Source organism: Flavipsychrobacter sp., from assembly GCA_041392855.1.
In the GTDB taxonomy this organism is placed as follows: Bacteria; Bacteroidota; Bacteroidia; order Chitinophagales; family Chitinophagaceae; genus UBA5543.
Genome location: JAWKLD010000001.1, coordinates 1,297,617 through 1,313,538, shown reverse-complemented (window position 1 = coordinate 1,313,538; position 15,922 = coordinate 1,297,617). Strand labels below are relative to the sequence as shown.

At 37.7% G+C, this 15,922-nt stretch carries 14 protein-coding genes; 9 read left to right on the top strand and 5 right to left on the bottom strand.

Features of this window, described 5'->3' with window-relative positions; translation table 11 throughout:
• Positions 1-57 precede the first annotated feature (57 nt).
• Genes R2800_06190 through R2800_06180 form a run of 3 tightly spaced genes read left to right on the top strand, consistent with a single transcriptional unit; the run spans position 58 to position 3,240 of the window.
• The gene (locus R2800_06190; GenBank protein MEZ5016625.1) at positions 58-372 is read left to right on the top strand and encodes a DUF3467 domain-containing protein; all 315 of its coding nucleotides are present in this window, start codon (positions 58-60) and stop codon (positions 370-372) included.
• Positions 373-403: 31 nt separating this feature from the next.
• Positions 404-1,942: a glutamine-hydrolyzing GMP synthase gene (gene guaA / locus R2800_06185; protein MEZ5016624.1), complete on the top strand. Its 1,539-nt coding sequence runs from the start codon at positions 404-406 to the stop codon at positions 1,940-1,942.
• Positions 1,943-1,947: 5 nt separating this feature from the next.
• Positions 1,948-3,240 carry a hypothetical protein gene (locus R2800_06180; GenBank protein ID MEZ5016623.1) on the top strand — a complete coding sequence of 431 codons (1,293 nt, stop codon included), beginning with the start codon at positions 1,948-1,950 and terminating at the stop codon, positions 3,238-3,240.
• Here R2800_06180 and R2800_06175 read toward each other — a convergent pair.
• From R2800_06175 to meaB, 3 genes are all read right to left on the bottom strand, one after another.
• Positions 3,237-4,379: an MraY family glycosyltransferase gene (locus R2800_06175; protein MEZ5016622.1), complete on the bottom strand. Its 1,143-nt coding sequence runs from the start codon at positions 4,377-4,379 to the stop codon at positions 3,237-3,239. The two genes, R2800_06180 and R2800_06175, sit on opposite strands and share 4 nt — an antisense overlap.
• A 126-nt stretch (positions 4,380-4,505) precedes the next feature.
• On the bottom strand, positions 4,506-5,600 hold the full coding sequence (locus tag R2800_06170) for a UDP-N-acetylglucosamine 2-epimerase (GenBank protein ID MEZ5016621.1): 1,095 nt from the start codon (positions 5,598-5,600) through the stop codon (positions 4,506-4,508).
• A 131-nt stretch (positions 5,601-5,731) separates the two neighbouring features.
• Complete coding sequence (meaB, locus tag R2800_06165) at positions 5,732-6,661, bottom strand: methylmalonyl Co-A mutase-associated GTPase MeaB (protein ID MEZ5016620.1); 930 nt, start codon at positions 6,659-6,661, stop codon at positions 5,732-5,734.
• 152 nt (positions 6,662-6,813) lie between these two features.
• On the opposite strand from meaB, the gene R2800_06160 reads away from it, so the two are divergent.
• From R2800_06160 to R2800_06135, 6 genes are all read left to right on the top strand, one after another.
• Positions 6,814-7,944: an O-antigen ligase family protein gene (locus R2800_06160; protein MEZ5016619.1), complete on the top strand. Its 1,131-nt coding sequence runs from the start codon at positions 6,814-6,816 to the stop codon at positions 7,942-7,944.
• Positions 7,937-8,584: an LON peptidase substrate-binding domain-containing protein gene (locus R2800_06155; protein MEZ5016618.1), complete on the top strand. Its 648-nt coding sequence runs from the start codon at positions 7,937-7,939 to the stop codon at positions 8,582-8,584. Before R2800_06160 ends, R2800_06155 begins: the two co-directional genes overlap by 8 nt.
• Positions 8,585-8,654: 70 nt before the next feature.
• Positions 8,655-9,398: a type III pantothenate kinase gene (locus tag R2800_06150; protein ID MEZ5016617.1), complete on the top strand. Its 744-nt coding sequence runs from the start codon at positions 8,655-8,657 to the stop codon at positions 9,396-9,398.
• Positions 9,379-10,665: a hypothetical protein gene (locus R2800_06145; protein MEZ5016616.1), complete on the top strand. Its 1,287-nt coding sequence runs from the start codon at positions 9,379-9,381 to the stop codon at positions 10,663-10,665. Before R2800_06150 ends, R2800_06145 begins: the two co-directional genes overlap by 20 nt.
• Positions 10,658-11,242 (top strand): LPS export ABC transporter periplasmic protein LptC, encoded by a 585-nt coding sequence (lptC, locus tag R2800_06140; GenBank protein MEZ5016615.1) that lies wholly within the window; start codon positions 10,658-10,660, stop codon positions 11,240-11,242. Before R2800_06145 ends, lptC begins: the two co-directional genes overlap by 8 nt.
• An 81-nt stretch (positions 11,243-11,323) precedes the next feature.
• Entirely contained in the window at positions 11,324-13,477 is a 2,154-nt protein-coding gene (locus R2800_06135) for a S46 family peptidase (protein MEZ5016614.1), read from the top strand.
• Positions 13,478-13,537: 60 nt separating this feature from the next.
• Here R2800_06135 and R2800_06130 read toward each other — a convergent pair whose 3' ends face one another.
• Both R2800_06130 and R2800_06125 read right to left on the bottom strand, forming a co-directional pair.
• Positions 13,538-14,557, bottom strand: coding sequence for an NAD(P)H-dependent glycerol-3-phosphate dehydrogenase (locus R2800_06130; protein ID MEZ5016613.1), 1,020 nt, complete (start codon positions 14,555-14,557; stop codon positions 13,538-13,540).
• A gap of 30 nt (positions 14,558-14,587) precedes the next feature.
• Complete coding sequence (locus tag R2800_06125) at positions 14,588-15,913, bottom strand: efflux RND transporter periplasmic adaptor subunit (GenBank protein MEZ5016612.1); 1,326 nt, start codon at positions 15,911-15,913, stop codon at positions 14,588-14,590.
• Between the last annotated feature and the right edge of the window lie 9 nt (positions 15,914-15,922).

Genomic DNA, 15,922 nt, shown 5'->3' with positions numbered 1-15,922 from the left:
ATTCGAAGGTGTAACATAGTTTGTTTAATTTTGCAGCCAAATCTTAAAAAAAAATAGATGCAACAAGACGTACCTCAAGATCAGCAGTTGAATATTGAATTGACAGAAGAGATGTCAGATGGAGTTTATTCTAATTTGGTTATTATAACACACTCCTTTGCCGAATTTGTTCTTGACTTTGTGAATGTTATGCCTAATGTGCCTAAAGCAAAAGTAAAATCCCGTGTTGTAATGACCCCTCAACATGCTAAACGCTTGATGAGAGCCCTTGTGGAAAATGTGAAAAGGTATGAAGCTCAAAACGGAGTAATTCAAGAACAGGAGCAAGTGAATATACCATTCAATTTTGGAGGAAAAACAGGTGAAGCTTAATTATATACAATAATTCACACATACATACTTGATGAACGAGAAGATATTAATACTAGACTTTGGCTCGCAATACACGCAATTAATTGCCAGAAGTATAAGAGAGCTAAATATTTATTGTGAGATACAACCTTGTACAAGTCCTATTGAGTACAGTGATGAGCTTAAAGGTGTTATTCTATCAGGAAGCCCATACTCTGTAAACGACCCAGCGGCGCCAAAGCCAAATATTAAAGATATTGCGGATAAGTTGCCGGTGTTAGGTGTTTGCTATGGTGCTCAGCTTCTAGCTCAACAATCAGGAGGTACAGTAGGTAAATCTACTCACAGAGAGTATGGTAGAGCACATTTACAAGATATAGTAAACGATGCCTTGTTAACTACAATTAATACTGGTTCACAAGTGTGGATGAGTCATAGTGACTCTATTAAAGAGTTACCTGAAGGTTTTACAATTATTGCTAGAACAGAAAGCATACCTGTAGCAGCCTACAAAGCCGCTGATTCGTATGCGACTAATCCTGTTTACGGTATACAGTTCCACCCAGAAGTAACGCATAGCACAGATGGTAGACAGCTATTCAAAAACTTTGTTGTAGACATTTGTGGTTGTAAACAAGATTGGACTCCTGCTGCTTTTGTTGAGGAAACTGTTCAACGCATAAAAGATCAAGTAGGAGAAGGTAAGGTCGTAATGGCATTAAGTGGTGGTGTCGATTCTACCGTTGGTGCTACATTAGTGCATAAAGCTATAGGTGATAACCTTCATTGTATTTTCGTTGACAACGGATTGTTGAGAAAAAACGAATTTGAACAAGTTTTGGAAGGATATAAGCATTTAGGGCTTAATGTAAAAGGTGTTGATGCCAGCCAATTGTTCTACGATGGTTTAGCGGGTGTAAGTGACCCCGAAGGCAAGCGTAAGGTAATAGGCAAGTTGTTCATTGATATTTTTGATGAAGAGTCTAAGAAAATAGAAGATGCTAAGTTTTTAGGACAAGGTACTATCTATCCTGATGTGATAGAATCAATATCTGTTAATGGACCTTCGGCTACTATTAAGTCGCACCACAATGTTGGTGGCTTGCCAGAGACGATGAAAATGGAGCTAGTAGAGCCTTTACGCTTCTTATTTAAAGATGAGGTACGTAAGGTAGGTAAAGAGTTAGGTATTGATAGTATTTTCTTGCAGCGCCATCCTTTCCCAGGGCCAGGTCTTGGTATAAGAATATTAGGAGAAGTATCAAAAGAGAAAGTGCAACTATTGCAAGAGGCTGATGCTATATATATGCAGCACCTAAAAGATAGTGGCTCTTATAATGATGTATGGCAAGCAGGTACGATACTTTTGCCTGTTCAGAGTGTAGGTGTTATGGGAGATGAGCGTACCTATGAATATACAGTAGCGCTGCGTGCTGTAACTTCTGTTGATGGTATGACAGCTGACTGGTCGCACTTGCCTTATGAGTTGTTGGCAAAAATTTCTAATGATATCATTAATAAGGTAAACGGTATCAATAGGGTGGTGTACGATATTAGCTCTAAGCCACCGGCAACAATTGAGTGGGAATAATTGTTATGAGTAGATATACGAGATTTCTGTTATTGTTTTTGTCCATTAGTGTGCTTTGTAACACTAATGCAGAGGCGCAATTTTTCAAAAAATTATTTGGGAAGAAAAGTAGTAATACAGCAACAGTAGATACTGGCTCAAATAAGAAGAAGGATATAACAAAGATAAATACACCGTATAAAGCTCAAAAGTTCACTTATCCTCAATCTGTAACTAGAAATAGCTATAGAGTAGATGTATTTATGCGTCTATATCTCGATGAATCTATCGTTGAGAATAAGGTTGTTTACAAAACAAAATTGCCCAGCAAAATAGTCCCAAGCTTATTTTTTTATGAGGGTATGCTTATAGCTTTGGATACGCTCAATAAAAAAGGGTATAATTTTGATATTCATGTACATGATATAGCTAATCCATATACTACGCCGGAGATGTTGATACAAACCGGCGAACTTGATGGAACTGATTTGCTAATAGGAGCCCTACAGTCTAGCGATATACCAGAGATAGCTGACTATGCTAAAAGAAATGAAGTAAACTTTATTTCAGCACTTTCTCCTTCTGATGCAGATATAGTTAATAACCCATATTTTATAATGATCCAACCAACATTGCAGGTACACTGTAATGAGATAAAGAGTAGGCTTTATGAAAGATATGGAAAGGTAAAACCACTTATGCTTTACCGTACTAATAACGATATCGATCTTGAGGCATACAATTATTTAAAAGAAGGTGATGAGTATGGTTATATAGAGCAGAATTGTAATTCATTCCCTCTAAAGAGTGATTTAGAAAAACACTTTATTGCAGGGGGTAAGAATATTATAGTGTTGCCTATTATTAATACTACTTATGCTGTTAAGTTATTAAATGCTTTAGCTGAATGGTTTCCTACTTATAGTTTTGATATATGGGGCATGCCCTCATGGAATAATATGAGTAGTTTGAAAAGCCCTACAGCTTTCCCTAATATGGCTGTACATCTTACCAACCCGTTTTATTTCGATAATTCTACAGGCTATGGCAAAGCTCTTTCTAAAAAATATGCAGAGCAGTTTGGAGATGAAACACCCAATGAGCTCGTATACAGAGGTTATGAGATGATCCATTGGTATGCCGACCTGCTCAAGAAATATGGTAGGATATTCAATAACAACATCAATCAAGGGTTTACCCCATTTGCAAGGTACAAGGTAAAGCCTGTTACTGATAAAGATGGAAATATAAAATACTTGCAAAACACTCATTTGTATCTATATAGATACCAGAGTAGTTCTTACATCGTATTGTATTAGATTGCCTCGTCTTTTCTTCTAGACTCTTTATTGAGTGGAAATTCTTTAGTATTTGCGGTCTTAATATTGATCATTCTTTTCTTACGCATGAAATAAAGAATGCTGTATAGCCCTACAGATAAAGCAAAAATACCTAGTATGCCAATATTGGGGTTGAAGTCTTGGGTAACAAGCGACACAACTATGATCAAAATATTGGCAGTTATCAAGATGGTTACAGTTCTAGAGTGCGTAAAACCCAAGTCTAGTAAATAGTGGTGTAGGTGTGTTCGGTCTGCTTTAAAAGGAGAAACTCCTTTTACTATTCTAGTGATAAACACTCTAAAAGAGTCAAATACTGGCACAAACAAGATAGATAGTGCAACAACCAATGCGCCTTTTTCTCCATGTATTAGTGTAGCAAGCTGTGTTTGCGGGTTGTAAGAATTGACAAACATGATACATAGTATGGCTGTCATAAAGCCAACCAATAGTGACCCTGTATCTCCCATGAATATTTTTGCAGGCGCTATATTAAATCTAAGGAAACCTATTATAGCTCCCATAAGAGAAAACGCTAGACATGCAGCGCCGGGATTATCAAATGCTGCTAAAAAAATACCTAGTATACCTGTACTTAAAGTGCCAATGCTAGCGGCTAAGCCATCAATGCCGTCAATAAGGTTTACTGCATTGGTGATGAATATACAGCCTACAATACTGAAAGTAATGCTATACCAGTAAGATAGTTCGTGAACGCCTAAAATGCCATGTAAGGAAGTCAATCTAATATCCGCAATGCCCACAACTATCAAAGCTGCTAATAGTTGTGCTAAGAACTTTTTAGAAGGACTTAGTGATATCATGTCATCCATTATACCTGTTAAGAACAACAGTAGGGAAGAGGCAATAATAAAGTTCCACTTGACAAATGCAGCCGGTTGAATGAAAAGAGAAGCAGTGGTTATAAAGGCAAAAAAGATACCTACTCCTCCTAAGTTAGGGACAATACGACTATGTATTTTCCTGTCACTATCTGGAACATCAAAAAGTCTTTTCCTACTTGATATCAGTATGATCTGAGGAATAGATACCAGGCTGATTATAAGCGAAGTTATAAAGCACAGTGCATATAAGAGATGTTCTGGTAACTGAATCATTTACAGTAGTACTGGGTGTTATATTTGTTGCTAAGTTAACTTTTAAATGTCACCTTTTTAATATAAAAGTATTTAATAACGTGGGAATATTATAAATACATATTCTGATAATATCAAATACTATGCCTAATCAATTATTTTTTTCAAGACTTTTATAATACGTTCTCCTGACTTTCCATCCCACAAATATGGTATTTGGCTTTTTTTCCAATGGTTATTGTATAATTTTTCAAAGGCACTATTAAAGTTGTCATGCCTGTTTTCTATCACAATGTTAGAACCAGCCTCCACGGTTTCAGGATGAGCTACTTGCTCAGCAACAGTAATACATGGTATTCTCAAACCAGTAGTATTGACTTGTAATATTGGATCATCAGTTATTACTACTTTGGCTCTATGTGTTAAAAAGCCTTTTTGCCAATAGTCTAGTTCGCTGATAACATATAAGTTATGTGCTCTGATGCCAATTGATTGGTAGGTTTTTATAATGTCACTATTGGCAAGAAATACGATCGGGATATTCTTAGAGGTACGAATGATATTGAGCAGCAAAGATTTTAGGTCTTCTGCCGATTTTGAATACAAACTACTTTGGATAGATAGTAGACAGTATTGCTCGGGCTGCAGATTTAAAGTAGCCCATTCTTTCGGTTGATTAAAGAAGTTAGCTTGCTTGTTTAGCGTATCTATTAGTGTGTTACCTACAAAGAATATATGCTCTTCAGGAATTCCTGTTAGCCTCAAATTTTCATTGGCTACCCTTGATGTGGTAAAATAGTAGTCTGAGATCACATCAGTAACCAAACTGTGTACTTCATTTTTGCTAGAGCGGTCACCTCCTCTTATACCAGCCTCCATATGTGCTATGAGTACACCTTGGGCTCTACTTGCAGCTATACTGCAAGACATGGCAGCATTTGTTGTGCCTGTTACGATACATACATCAGGAGGGTTGTTGTATAATACTTTTCCGTAGCGAACAAGGATAGATGCGGTTTGTTCATTTTCTGACTTGCTAGTGCACTCTAAAAAAACACTCGGGGTAGGAATGTTTAGTTCAGGTAGATAATCTCCCCAATTGTTTATTTCTGTTTGAGAGCCTGTATATATTAAACGGTAGCCTATGTTATTATCAGAACGTTGTTCTTGTTTTACAACGTTGATAATAGGCGCAATTTTTAAGAAGTCTGAATAGTTACCCGCTATAATATCAATTAGCATACATCCTTGTCATTTGCCAGTGCCTTTCATTTGTTCTAATGAAGAGAACTACCATGCCAATATTAAGTATAAATGTAAATATAACAAATCAATTGCGACGCATGTGGCGGGTTATTTCTCCACAATTATTTTTAGGTTATCAAGTTGGTCTTGGTCAAGTAGTCTTTGGTAAAGGAATACAAGTTGAAGTTAGGACTCGTTATAGCTGTGGATATAGCTTGGCTGATCTGCTTTTTACTGTAGTTTCTCATCTTTTCAGCTTCAATGAGTTGCCAGCATTTTTCAGTTAGTAACTGAACTCGCTTCGTTGTATTAGATTTTTTCAGCAAGTCTTTGTCGATACTCTCTGCCAGTTCTTCAATTCCTGAGCTCTTAGTAGCAATAGTCTTTACAACAGGTATCTCATATTCATCGCTGGCTTTTTCATGAGCAAGTATCTTCAAGTTTCTATATAACCTGTCGGCTTCTTCTCTATCAGCTTTGTTAACAACAAAGATGTCAGCAATTTCCATAATGCCTGCTTTTATGGTTTGCACTTCATCACCCGCTTCAGGCACAAGTGCTACCACCGTAGTATCTGCCAAGCCGGCTATCTCTACTTCGCTTTGTCCTACACCTACAGTTTCTACTAAAATATAATCAAAGCCTCCATTTTTAACTACGTCACTAACCTCAATTATTTTTGCGTTCAACCCGCCTAGTGCTCCTCTACTTGCCATAGAGCGTATATATACATTTGGATTATTGTAAAAGTTGGACATTCTTATTCTGTCCCCTAATAAGGCACCGTAGTTGAATGGTGATGAGGGGTCAACAGCAATTACAGCTACCTTTTTGCCTTTACGATCCCAGTGCGTTAACAGGGAATTGACCAAAGTGCTTTTGCCTGCTCCGGGAGGTCCTGTAATACCTATTATTTTAGATTGCTCTGTGTGTTTTAGTGCTAATAGTAGCTCTTCATATCCGTTTAGCTCGTTCTCAACAATAGTAATGCCTCTGGCCAATGCTCTTTGATCACCATTTTGTATTGCAAACAGAAGTTCTTTAATATTACCTTGCACTAAATCTTTCTTTATTTCGTTAAGAGGACTAAATAAGCTTAGTGAACAAATTTAACCATCTAAATCGAAAATTCTTTTCTAAAACTGATCTCGCAATACTCTGCATTGTGTTGATGGTTGCTGGTTATTTCTTTTCACGAGCGCTGTTATCAATGTCTATGATACTTATGGGTGTTATAGCATTGTGGAACATTCACCCTAAAGAGTGGTTAAAAGAACGTTGGTGGTTAGTAGGGGCAAGCTGGGTAGCATTATATGCGCTTTCTTCTTTCTGGAGTGAAGATTCGGGGTATTGGTCGAGCAGGGTAGAAGTGAAGTTGCCGATATTACTACTGCCATTGGCTTTTGCTTTTATACCAAGCTTTACAATTAAACAATTAAAGCGGCTTACATTTTTTATAGCTATTTGTTTATTGGCAGGTAGTATTTATAGTATTTGGCACTTACTAGCTAGTGCCGACTTTGCTGAACAGTATAGATACTCCAAGGTGCTACCAACAATTGCACACAATGATCATATCAGATATAGTTTGTTTGTGACACTTTTCATCATTTGGTCATTAACTATATGGTCTTACTATACCACATTGCAGAAGTGGTTTATTGTAAGTGTTATAATACTGCTTACGGCATTCTTGCATGTACTAGCTGTAAGAACAGGACTGCTTGGTTTATATATCTTTTTCTTTGTTGGTGCTTTACACATCATTTTTAATAAAAATAGAGTAGTCGGTGGAGCATTGATTCTATTAATAATGCTGTCGGGTATTATAGGGTATAAGTATGTGCCTACTTTGAGGAATAAGGTGGACTATGTGGTGTACAGTTATAAAATGCTGCAAACTGGCAATCATACAGGAAACTATAGTGATATCGGGAGGTTGCTATCTTATGATATAGCATTAAAGAAGTCAAAAGATAATATGCTGCTGGGTGTAGGTGTTGGTGATATGATGGATGAGATGAATGATGGGTACGAACAGTGGTACCCTTATGTAGAACAGCAATATCGTTTAATACCACATAATCAGTTTTTAACCGTTTTGTTAGGAACGGGAGTTGTAGGATTACTATTATTTTCTGTTTGGATATTTATGCCACTTGGGTTGTTGAGAAGAAAAGGGAGCTTTTTCTTATTGGCCACATGGTTAGTGCTCTTACCAATGTTATTGGTTGAACCAGCATTAGAAGTGCAGATAGGAGTGTTTGTTTTTTTAATATTTCTACTTTTGCAAAGACATCTGTTACTAAAAGGAGTGTCCTTAGAGAAAGTGTATGACTAATTTTATTCCCATTTTCCCACTAGAGATAGTTGTTTACCCCGAAGAACAGCTGAATCTTCACATATTTGAACCAAAGTATATACAGCTTATCAATGAGTGTATTGAAGAAAATAAGCCATTTGGTATTCCTGTTGTACTAGATAAGAAAATACAGCAGTATGGTGTTCTAATTGAAATTGAAGAGTTGGTAGAGCGCAAGGACTCAGGGGAAATGAATATAAGAACCCGATGTAAGCAGATCTTCAACATTCTAGAAGTGGTAAAAGAGATTCCTGACAAATTATATTCAGGGGCAATTGTTAGTTATCCGGAAAACAATACACAGAAGGGAGACTCAAAAATAGCCCAGCTTATAATAGAAGAGGTGCACAAGCTCTATAAGTTGCTTAATGTTGAAGATAAATTTCCAGTAAAAGGGGAAGAGGATATACTATCCTATACAATTGCTCACTACATAGGTTTGTCCAAAGAGCAGGAATATGAACTGCTTACTCTATTTGCCGAAATGCAACGTTTGGAATACATCAGAAGGCATTTGAAAGAAATTGCTCCCATGCTACAAGAATTGGAGTCAATGAAAGCTAGGATAAAGCTCAATGGCCATTTTCGTAATTTGTCGTTAGATGATCTAGACATATAAAGGAAAAAAGCGACCTACTTACCTAGAATAAATGAAGTTTTCTTATTTTACGACCTAAATCTAATATAGCATGTCTGTAACTCTTTGTATTGATTGGGGAAATAGCTTAGTAAAAGCTGGAATATTTAATGGCGAAAAGCTGGAAGAGAAGTATGTCTTTCATGGCCAGAATGGGGGTGAGCAAATTACTGCATTGTTAGATAAACATGATCCTGTAGCGGCAATCATGTGTACGGTATCTAATGATTCGGATAGTGCAGAGTCTATTATTGGTGATAGGGTAAAAAAGTATATAAAGCTTGATAATAATACACCATTGCCTATCATGAATGCTTATACTTCGCCAGGTTCTCTAGGTGCAGATAGGTTGGCGCTGGCTGTAGGCGCTTATGTAAAATATCCTAATAAGAATAATCTTGTTGTCAGCTTAGGCACATGTATTACTTATAATTTCATACAAAGTACACGTACTTTCCGTGGAGGTGCTATATCACCAGGTTTGCACATGCGTTTAAATGCTATGCACCATTTTACTGATAGGCTACCTGAAGTGAAGCTGGATGGTGAAGTTTTAATGCTAGGTTATGACACCGAAACAGGAATAAGAGGAGGTGCTGTATGTGGTATGATAGCTGAAATAGATGGAATGGTGACAGATTTCTCTTCTCAGTACCCTGATTTTAACGCTGTATTAACTGGTGGCGATATGTCTTTCTTTGAAGGCAAGCTGAAAAGTGAGATATTTGCAGACCCTGATTTATTATTAACAGGGTTAAATCTAATTCTGAAACATAATGCGCCACAAGTATATTAAGTACTTCCTAACTCCAATAATTGTTTTATCAATAAGCTTTTCTACGGCTACTGCTCAGAAATCTAATAGGGAAAATGCTCCCTATTCCAGATTTGGTATTGGGGAGTATAGAAATGGTGCAAACCCGCTGCTAAAAGGAATGGGTAGTATTACTACGGCCTACAGCAATCCTTTTGCCGTCAATTCTTATAACCCTGCATCTTACGCTTCGTTGAAGCTAACCCTATATGAGGCGGGAGGAATAGCTAGTACAAGAACAATATTCTCTGGGTCTGATAAGTATCCTACAGGGCAGGCAACTTTATCCAACATAAATATTGGTATCCCAGTTAGTAAAAATGCAGGTATGGCTTTGGGTTTACGTCCATACTCACATGTGTATTATAACTTAAAAGATACCTCTGTACAGCCTGGTTTGGGTAATAGTGTAACCACATATCTTGGTGATGGTACCATGCACTATGCTTTTATAGGTGCAGGTGGAAAGTATAAAGGCTTTAGCGTTGGTTTTAACTTTGGTTACTTATTCGGTTCCATCAACAAGTCTACTTTTATTGAGTCATTAGAAGATTTGAATACCGTAAAGGTTAGTAATTCAGAGTTTTCACAACACACTAGAATCGGGGGTATACATTGGAATGCTGGTATACAGCATGTAGCTAACATAAATGACAAACTTTCTCTAAGGAGTGGGGCTACCTTATCCCTTAGTCAGAAACTTAAAGCTAGTAGGCAAGAGTATTGGATTGCTCTATCAAGGGTAGTAGCAGGTTCTGAAGATACAGCTTTTGCTTCTAAAGCTACAGATGGGCAATATACGCTGCCTATGAGCTATAGCGTTGGAGTTCAGTTAACTAGCACTGATAGCTGGACGCTTGGTTTAGATTTTACAGGCACACAATCCAGCCAGTTTAGAAATTATGGCAATGTAGATTCTGTTGCAGGTTATTCTTACAGAATTGCTTTAGGAGGAGAATTTACACCAGATCCGTCTGCAACACGTCAATATTTACAAAGAGTAACTTATCGTTTGGGTGCCTATTATGGTACGGATAATGTGTATTTAAATAATACTCAATTCGACTACTATGCAGTGACATTTGGAGCTAGTTTGCCGTTCAAGCGTTCTAACGACAGGTTGCATACTGCCTTTGAAATAGGAAAAAGAGGAACAGAGTCCAATGGTTTGTTTAGAGAGAATTTCTTTAAATTTTCATTGGGTATAACACTTAACGATAAGTGGTTCATCAAACGTAGATATGATTAAGCTCAACAACAATATTTATAATACTATTACCCGGATGATATTGCTTCCGGGTATTTTGTTTTGCTTAGCATCCTGCAAAAACGATCCTAAAGAAATAGAGGCATTAGTTAGCCAAAAACAGCTACAACAAGACCGTGCTGAAGATGTGACCATTATATACAGTGAGCAGGGTAAAGCCAAGGTCAGATTGCAGGCCAAAACATTTATAAGGAATGACGTAGCAATGCCTCCGTATACAGAAATGGATGACGGACTAAAAGTGGAGTTCTTCAATGATAGCTTGGCTGTAGAAAGCACATTGACAGCTATTTATGCACGTTATTATGAGAAAAAAGGCAATATCCTAATAAGGGATAGTGTAGTAGTAGTGAATAAAAAGGGGGACGAGCTACATACTGAAGAGCTGGTCTGGAACCAAAAAGCTAAGAAGATATATACGGATAAATTTGTACGTATAATAACACCTACACAGATAATGTATGGTAATGGATTAGAGGCCAATGAGGACTTTTCTTGGTATAGAATAGTAAAGCCAAAGGGGATTGTTAAGGTAGAAAAGGAAAAAATGCCGGAATAATTCGAAAATCCCCTCATATATACCGCTAACACTTAAGCTCGAATTATTACTTTTGGGCAATAAATAGATTAAATACATAAGATGAAGAAACTATTATTATCACTTATTGCGATAGTATTTCTATTGCCGGCACGTGCTGATGAAGGTATGTGGCTACCAATGCTAATTGGAAAGAACTATGATGAGATGGTTAAGCTAGGGCTTAAACTATCTAAAGATGATTTGTATAACATCAACAACAGTAGTTTGAAAGATGCCGTTGTACAGTTTGGAGGTGGTTGTACAGGTGAAATTATTTCCGGTAGCGGTCTATTGATCACCAACCACCACTGTGGATATGGTGCTATAGCATCTCTTAGCTCTGTAGAGAAAAACTATTTGGACAATGGTTTCTGGGCATATAGTATGGATCAGGAGCTTCCTGCAAAAGGGATAACAGCTTTATTCTTAGAAAGAATGGAAGATGTTACAGACAAAATCAATAAAGCTACTAAAGGTAAAAAAGGAGAGAAGTTTGAAAAGCGCTATAAAAAAGCGGTAGAGAAAATAGTTGAAGAGGTAGAAAAGACTGGTAACTATGAAGCTCAAGTAAAGTCTTACTTCGAGGGTAACCAGTACATTTTATTGGTGTACAAGCGTTACAAAGATGTACGTTTGGTAGGTACTCCACCTAAATCTCTAGGTAAGTTTGGTGGTGATACAGATAACTGGATGTGGCCACGTCATACTTCAGATTTCTCAATGTTCCGCGTGTATGCTGATGAAAACAATGAGCCTGCAGCATATTCTAAGAATAATGTTCCTTACAAGCCTAAGAAGTTCTTGCCAATTTCTGTAAAAGGTGTTGAAGAGAGCGATTATGCTATGATATTTGGTTATCCTGGTCGTACAAACCGTTATGAAGTATCTTATGGTATCGACCTAGCTATTGAAGAGGTGAACCCATCAATTGTAAAACCTCGTGAAGAGCGTTTGGCAATTATGCGTAAGTATATGAAAGCGGATAAGGCTACTTATCTTAAGTTGACTTCTTACTACGCAGGTATCTCTAACTATTGGAAGTATTTTATTGGTCAAACTGAGCAGTTAAAGCGTTTGAATGTTGTAGACCAAAAAACAAAAAGCGAAAGAGCGTTTACCAACTGGGCACATAAGAATGCTCCTGAGTTTAAAAACCTCATGACTGACTTCTCAAAAGTTTATGCAAGCTATCGCCCTTATGCAAGACATCAGGTTTATTATAGCCAATGTTTTAAAGGGTCTCAATTGGCAGCTATAGCTTCTAGTTTTTACGATTTGGAGCAGGAGCTAACTAAGAAGAAGACTAGTGCAGAAGATATAGAGAAAGCTACTAGTAAGATCGAGCGTAGCTACAAGTATTACATGGGTAGCTTTGATATGGATACGGAGAAAGATATCCTTGCTGCTATGGCTAAGATGTTCTATCAAGATATTCTAAAAGCGCAACATCCTGATATCTACCAAAGAGTTATTTTTAAGAAGTTTGGTAGTAACGATCTAGATAAAACATTCAAAGACTATAGTGCCTATGTTTTTGAGAATACCATGATATTGGATACTGCTAAATTGAATGCATTCTTGAAAAATCCTACACTTTCAGAAATGGATAGCGATCCTGCAGTTCAATACGCACTTAGCTTCGTGAAAAACTATACAGACAATTACAAGTCGGTGTATGAAGCTTATGCTGAGAAGAAAGAAGAGTTAAAGAAAGAATATATACGCGGGTTAATGGAGATGAAGAAAGGGGAGTTATTCTACCCAGATGCCAACTCTACAATGCGTATTACTTACGGTCAGGTGTTAAGCTACAGTCCTCAAGATGCTGTTCATTTTGACTACTATACTACACTAGAAGGTTTGATGGATAAGTACAAGCCGGGTGATGACGAATTTGACGTGCCTAAAGAATTGATAGAGCTGTATAATAATAAAGACTACGGTCAGTATGCTGATGAAAACGGCAAACTACGTACTTGCTTCATCACTACAAATGATATTACAGGTGGTAACTCTGGTAGCCCTGTTATTAATGGTAATGGAGAGTGGATAGGTATTGCTTTCGATGGTAACTGGGAAGCAATGAGTGGAGATATTGCTTTTGATAAAAAGTATAAACGTACTATTTGTACTGATGCTCGTTTTATCCTGTTCTTAATTGAGAAAATGGGTAAGGCTCATAATCTAATTGAAGAAATGGAAATACATAAATAGTAGTCCATTTTCTAGAGTTAATAAAAAGAGCTGCTAATTAGCAGCTCTTTTTTAATGTGGTTATGATAATGTTATTTCCAGATCAAGGAACATCTCAGCAGGAGACTTGCCTTCCCATAGTACCTCGTATATAGCTTTGGCTATAGGAACATCTAGTGCAATCTCTTTAGAGATTGCTTGCATGCCTCTAGCTGCATAATAACCCTCTGCAACCATATTCATTTCCAGTATTGCATTTTTAACAGAGTAGCCTTTGCCAAGCATGGTACCTAGCATACGGTTTCTACTGTGTAGCGAATAGCATGTAACTAACAAATCGCCAAGATAGGCACTGGTATGAAAATCAGGTCTCTCGTCAGAAGGGTGAAATTTACTAAAGTGTGCATTTAGGAAACGATACATTTCTCTGTAGCAGTTAGTGATATATACGCTTAAAAAGTTGTCGCCATAATCAAGCGCATGTGCCATACCTGCTCCTATAGCATATACATTTTTAAGTACTGCGGCAAACTGTGCACCCCATATATCATGGTTGGCTGTGGTGTATATATAAGTGTTTTTAAAGCTAGTAGCGATACTATTGGTTAGGTCGTCGTTGAGGCCCGACAAGGTCAGGTAGGAGATACGTTCGTCTGCTACCTCTTCAGCATGGCATGGCCCTGTAATGGATACATACTTCTGTAGGTCAAACCAGTCGTATTGACTAAGATGGTCGTTGAGCAATAAGTTACTATCGGGAAGCACCCCTTTTACCGCAGATACTATGTTTTTACCTTTTAGCTGGTTCAGGTCAATACTCTCAAGTACACTCTGTGTATATGCAGAAGGGATGCATATTATTAAAGTGTCACAAGTATTTACCACTTCTTCAAGATTATTGGTAGGTATTATCGTCTCAGGAAGAAAACGAACAGATGTAAGATAGTGTGGGTTATGATTTCTACTTTTTAAGTTTGTTATGGCCTCTTCATTTCTTACCCACCAGTATATTTTGTTATTATTATCCGTAAGGATTTTAGCTATTGCCGTTCCCCAACTACCGTTCCCGATAATGCCTATTTGTCCTAATATATTGTTCAATTAGCTTAAAGTTTGATTAGTAAGATACTATTAATCCTCTTTAGATTCATACAGTAGCTCTTTATCTACTATACGAACTGCGCTTTCATCTTCAAGGGTACGGGCAATAGCACCATAGGGAGCTATTACTATTTCTTCACCTTCACTAAGTCCGTCGGTGATCTGTATGTATTCATTGTCCTGTATGCCTGTTGCTACATCTCGAATAGCTACTTTGCCTTTTTCTTTGTTGTATACAAAAACTACCTGTCTGATCTTGTCGTCATTTACAGCGTTCATCTTTTTCTGTACACTATCAGGCCAGTCTCTGGTTGTTACAGCATTTACAGGAATAGATAAGGTTTTGTCTTCTTTTCTTGTTTGTATATCTACAGATGCAGACATTCCGGGTTTAAATACAAATTTACTTTGACGTAACTCCGTACTTAGGTCTTGATAGCTGTCTTGTAATATGAGTATATGCACCGTGTAGTTCGTGACCTGGTCGGTACTCATTTGTTGTGTGCCTGAAGAGGCGCTGGACACCGCTACTTTTGATACGATCCCCGCAAATTTTCTATTACGGTAGGCATCTGCCTGTACAATTGTGGTATCTCCAATTTTAACTTTTGCAATGTCCGTTTCACTCACTTCCACACGCACTTCTATACGGCTCATGTCTGCAATGGTCAGTATTTGTGTGCCTGCCATCTGTGCTGTTCCTACCACACGCTCGCCCAATTTTACGTTTAGTTGGGATATAACACCTGAAGTAGGGGCTACAATAGTGGTTCTTCTCAAGTTCTCTCTAGCTTGGTTAAGGTTGGCACTGGCTCCGCTAATGCTGTACTGTCCGCCTTCGGCACTAGCTTCACTAGCTTCGTAAGATGCTTTTGCGCTTAGGAATTGAGCCTTGAGTTGCTCATATTCCATAGTAGAGATTACTTTATCTTTGTATAACTGAGTGTTACGTTCAAAGTTGGCTTTAGCTTGCTCATAATTAGCTTTGGCTTGCGCCATCATTTTTTGTGAGTTGGCCGCACGCGACTTAGTCTCTTGCAGACTAGCTTGCGCCTGATTAACCATAGAGCTATATATCGCAGGGTTGATTTTTACCAATAGCTGTCCCGTATATACGCTGTCTCCTTCTGCTACCGTCAACTCAGTGATCTCACCACTTACTTCGGGGCTAATTTTAACCTCTGTTTCAGGGTATATCTTGCCACTAGCAGTTACGGTTTCTATAATGGTATGTGTTGTAGCCTTCTCTATGGCAACTTTTGTTCCTTTATCACCTTTTAGTTTTGCGACAATAACTAGTAATACCAACAATGCAGCTGATATACCTATTATCCACCAAAGCGTTTTCTTTTTCATGTGTTTAGC

What these genes read in the sequence shown, in the direction of transcription:
- R2800_06150 (MEZ5016617.1), top strand. Translation starts at nt 8,655, where the DNA reads ATGTCTGTAACTCTTTGTATTGATTGGGGAAATAGCTTAGTAAAAGCT.
- R2800_06175 (MEZ5016622.1), bottom strand. Translation starts at nt 4,379, where the DNA reads ATGATTCAGTTACCAGAACATCTCTTATATGCACTGTGCTTTATAACT.
- R2800_06160 (MEZ5016619.1), top strand. Translation starts at nt 6,814, where the DNA reads ATGTCTATGATACTTATGGGTGTTATAGCATTGTGGAACATTCACCCT.
- R2800_06145 (MEZ5016616.1), top strand. Translation starts at nt 9,379, where the DNA reads ATGCGCCACAAGTATATTAAGTACTTCCTAACTCCAATAATTGTTTTA.
- R2800_06190 (MEZ5016625.1), top strand. Translation starts at nt 58, where the DNA reads ATGCAACAAGACGTACCTCAAGATCAGCAGTTGAATATTGAATTGACA.
- R2800_06135 (MEZ5016614.1), top strand. Translation starts at nt 11,324, where the DNA reads ATGAAGAAACTATTATTATCACTTATTGCGATAGTATTTCTATTGCCG.
- guaA (MEZ5016624.1), top strand. Translation starts at nt 404, where the DNA reads ATGAACGAGAAGATATTAATACTAGACTTTGGCTCGCAATACACGCAA.
- R2800_06170 (MEZ5016621.1), bottom strand. Translation starts at nt 5,600, where the DNA reads ATGCTAATTGATATTATAGCGGGTAACTATTCAGACTTCTTAAAAATT.
- R2800_06125 (MEZ5016612.1), bottom strand. Translation starts at nt 15,913, where the DNA reads ATGAAAAAGAAAACGCTTTGGTGGATAATAGGTATATCAGCTGCATTG.
- R2800_06155 (MEZ5016618.1), top strand. Translation starts at nt 7,937, where the DNA reads ATGACTAATTTTATTCCCATTTTCCCACTAGAGATAGTTGTTTACCCC.
- R2800_06180 (MEZ5016623.1), top strand. Translation starts at nt 1,948, where the DNA reads ATGAGTAGATATACGAGATTTCTGTTATTGTTTTTGTCCATTAGTGTG.
- lptC (MEZ5016615.1), top strand. Translation starts at nt 10,658, where the DNA reads ATGATTAAGCTCAACAACAATATTTATAATACTATTACCCGGATGATA.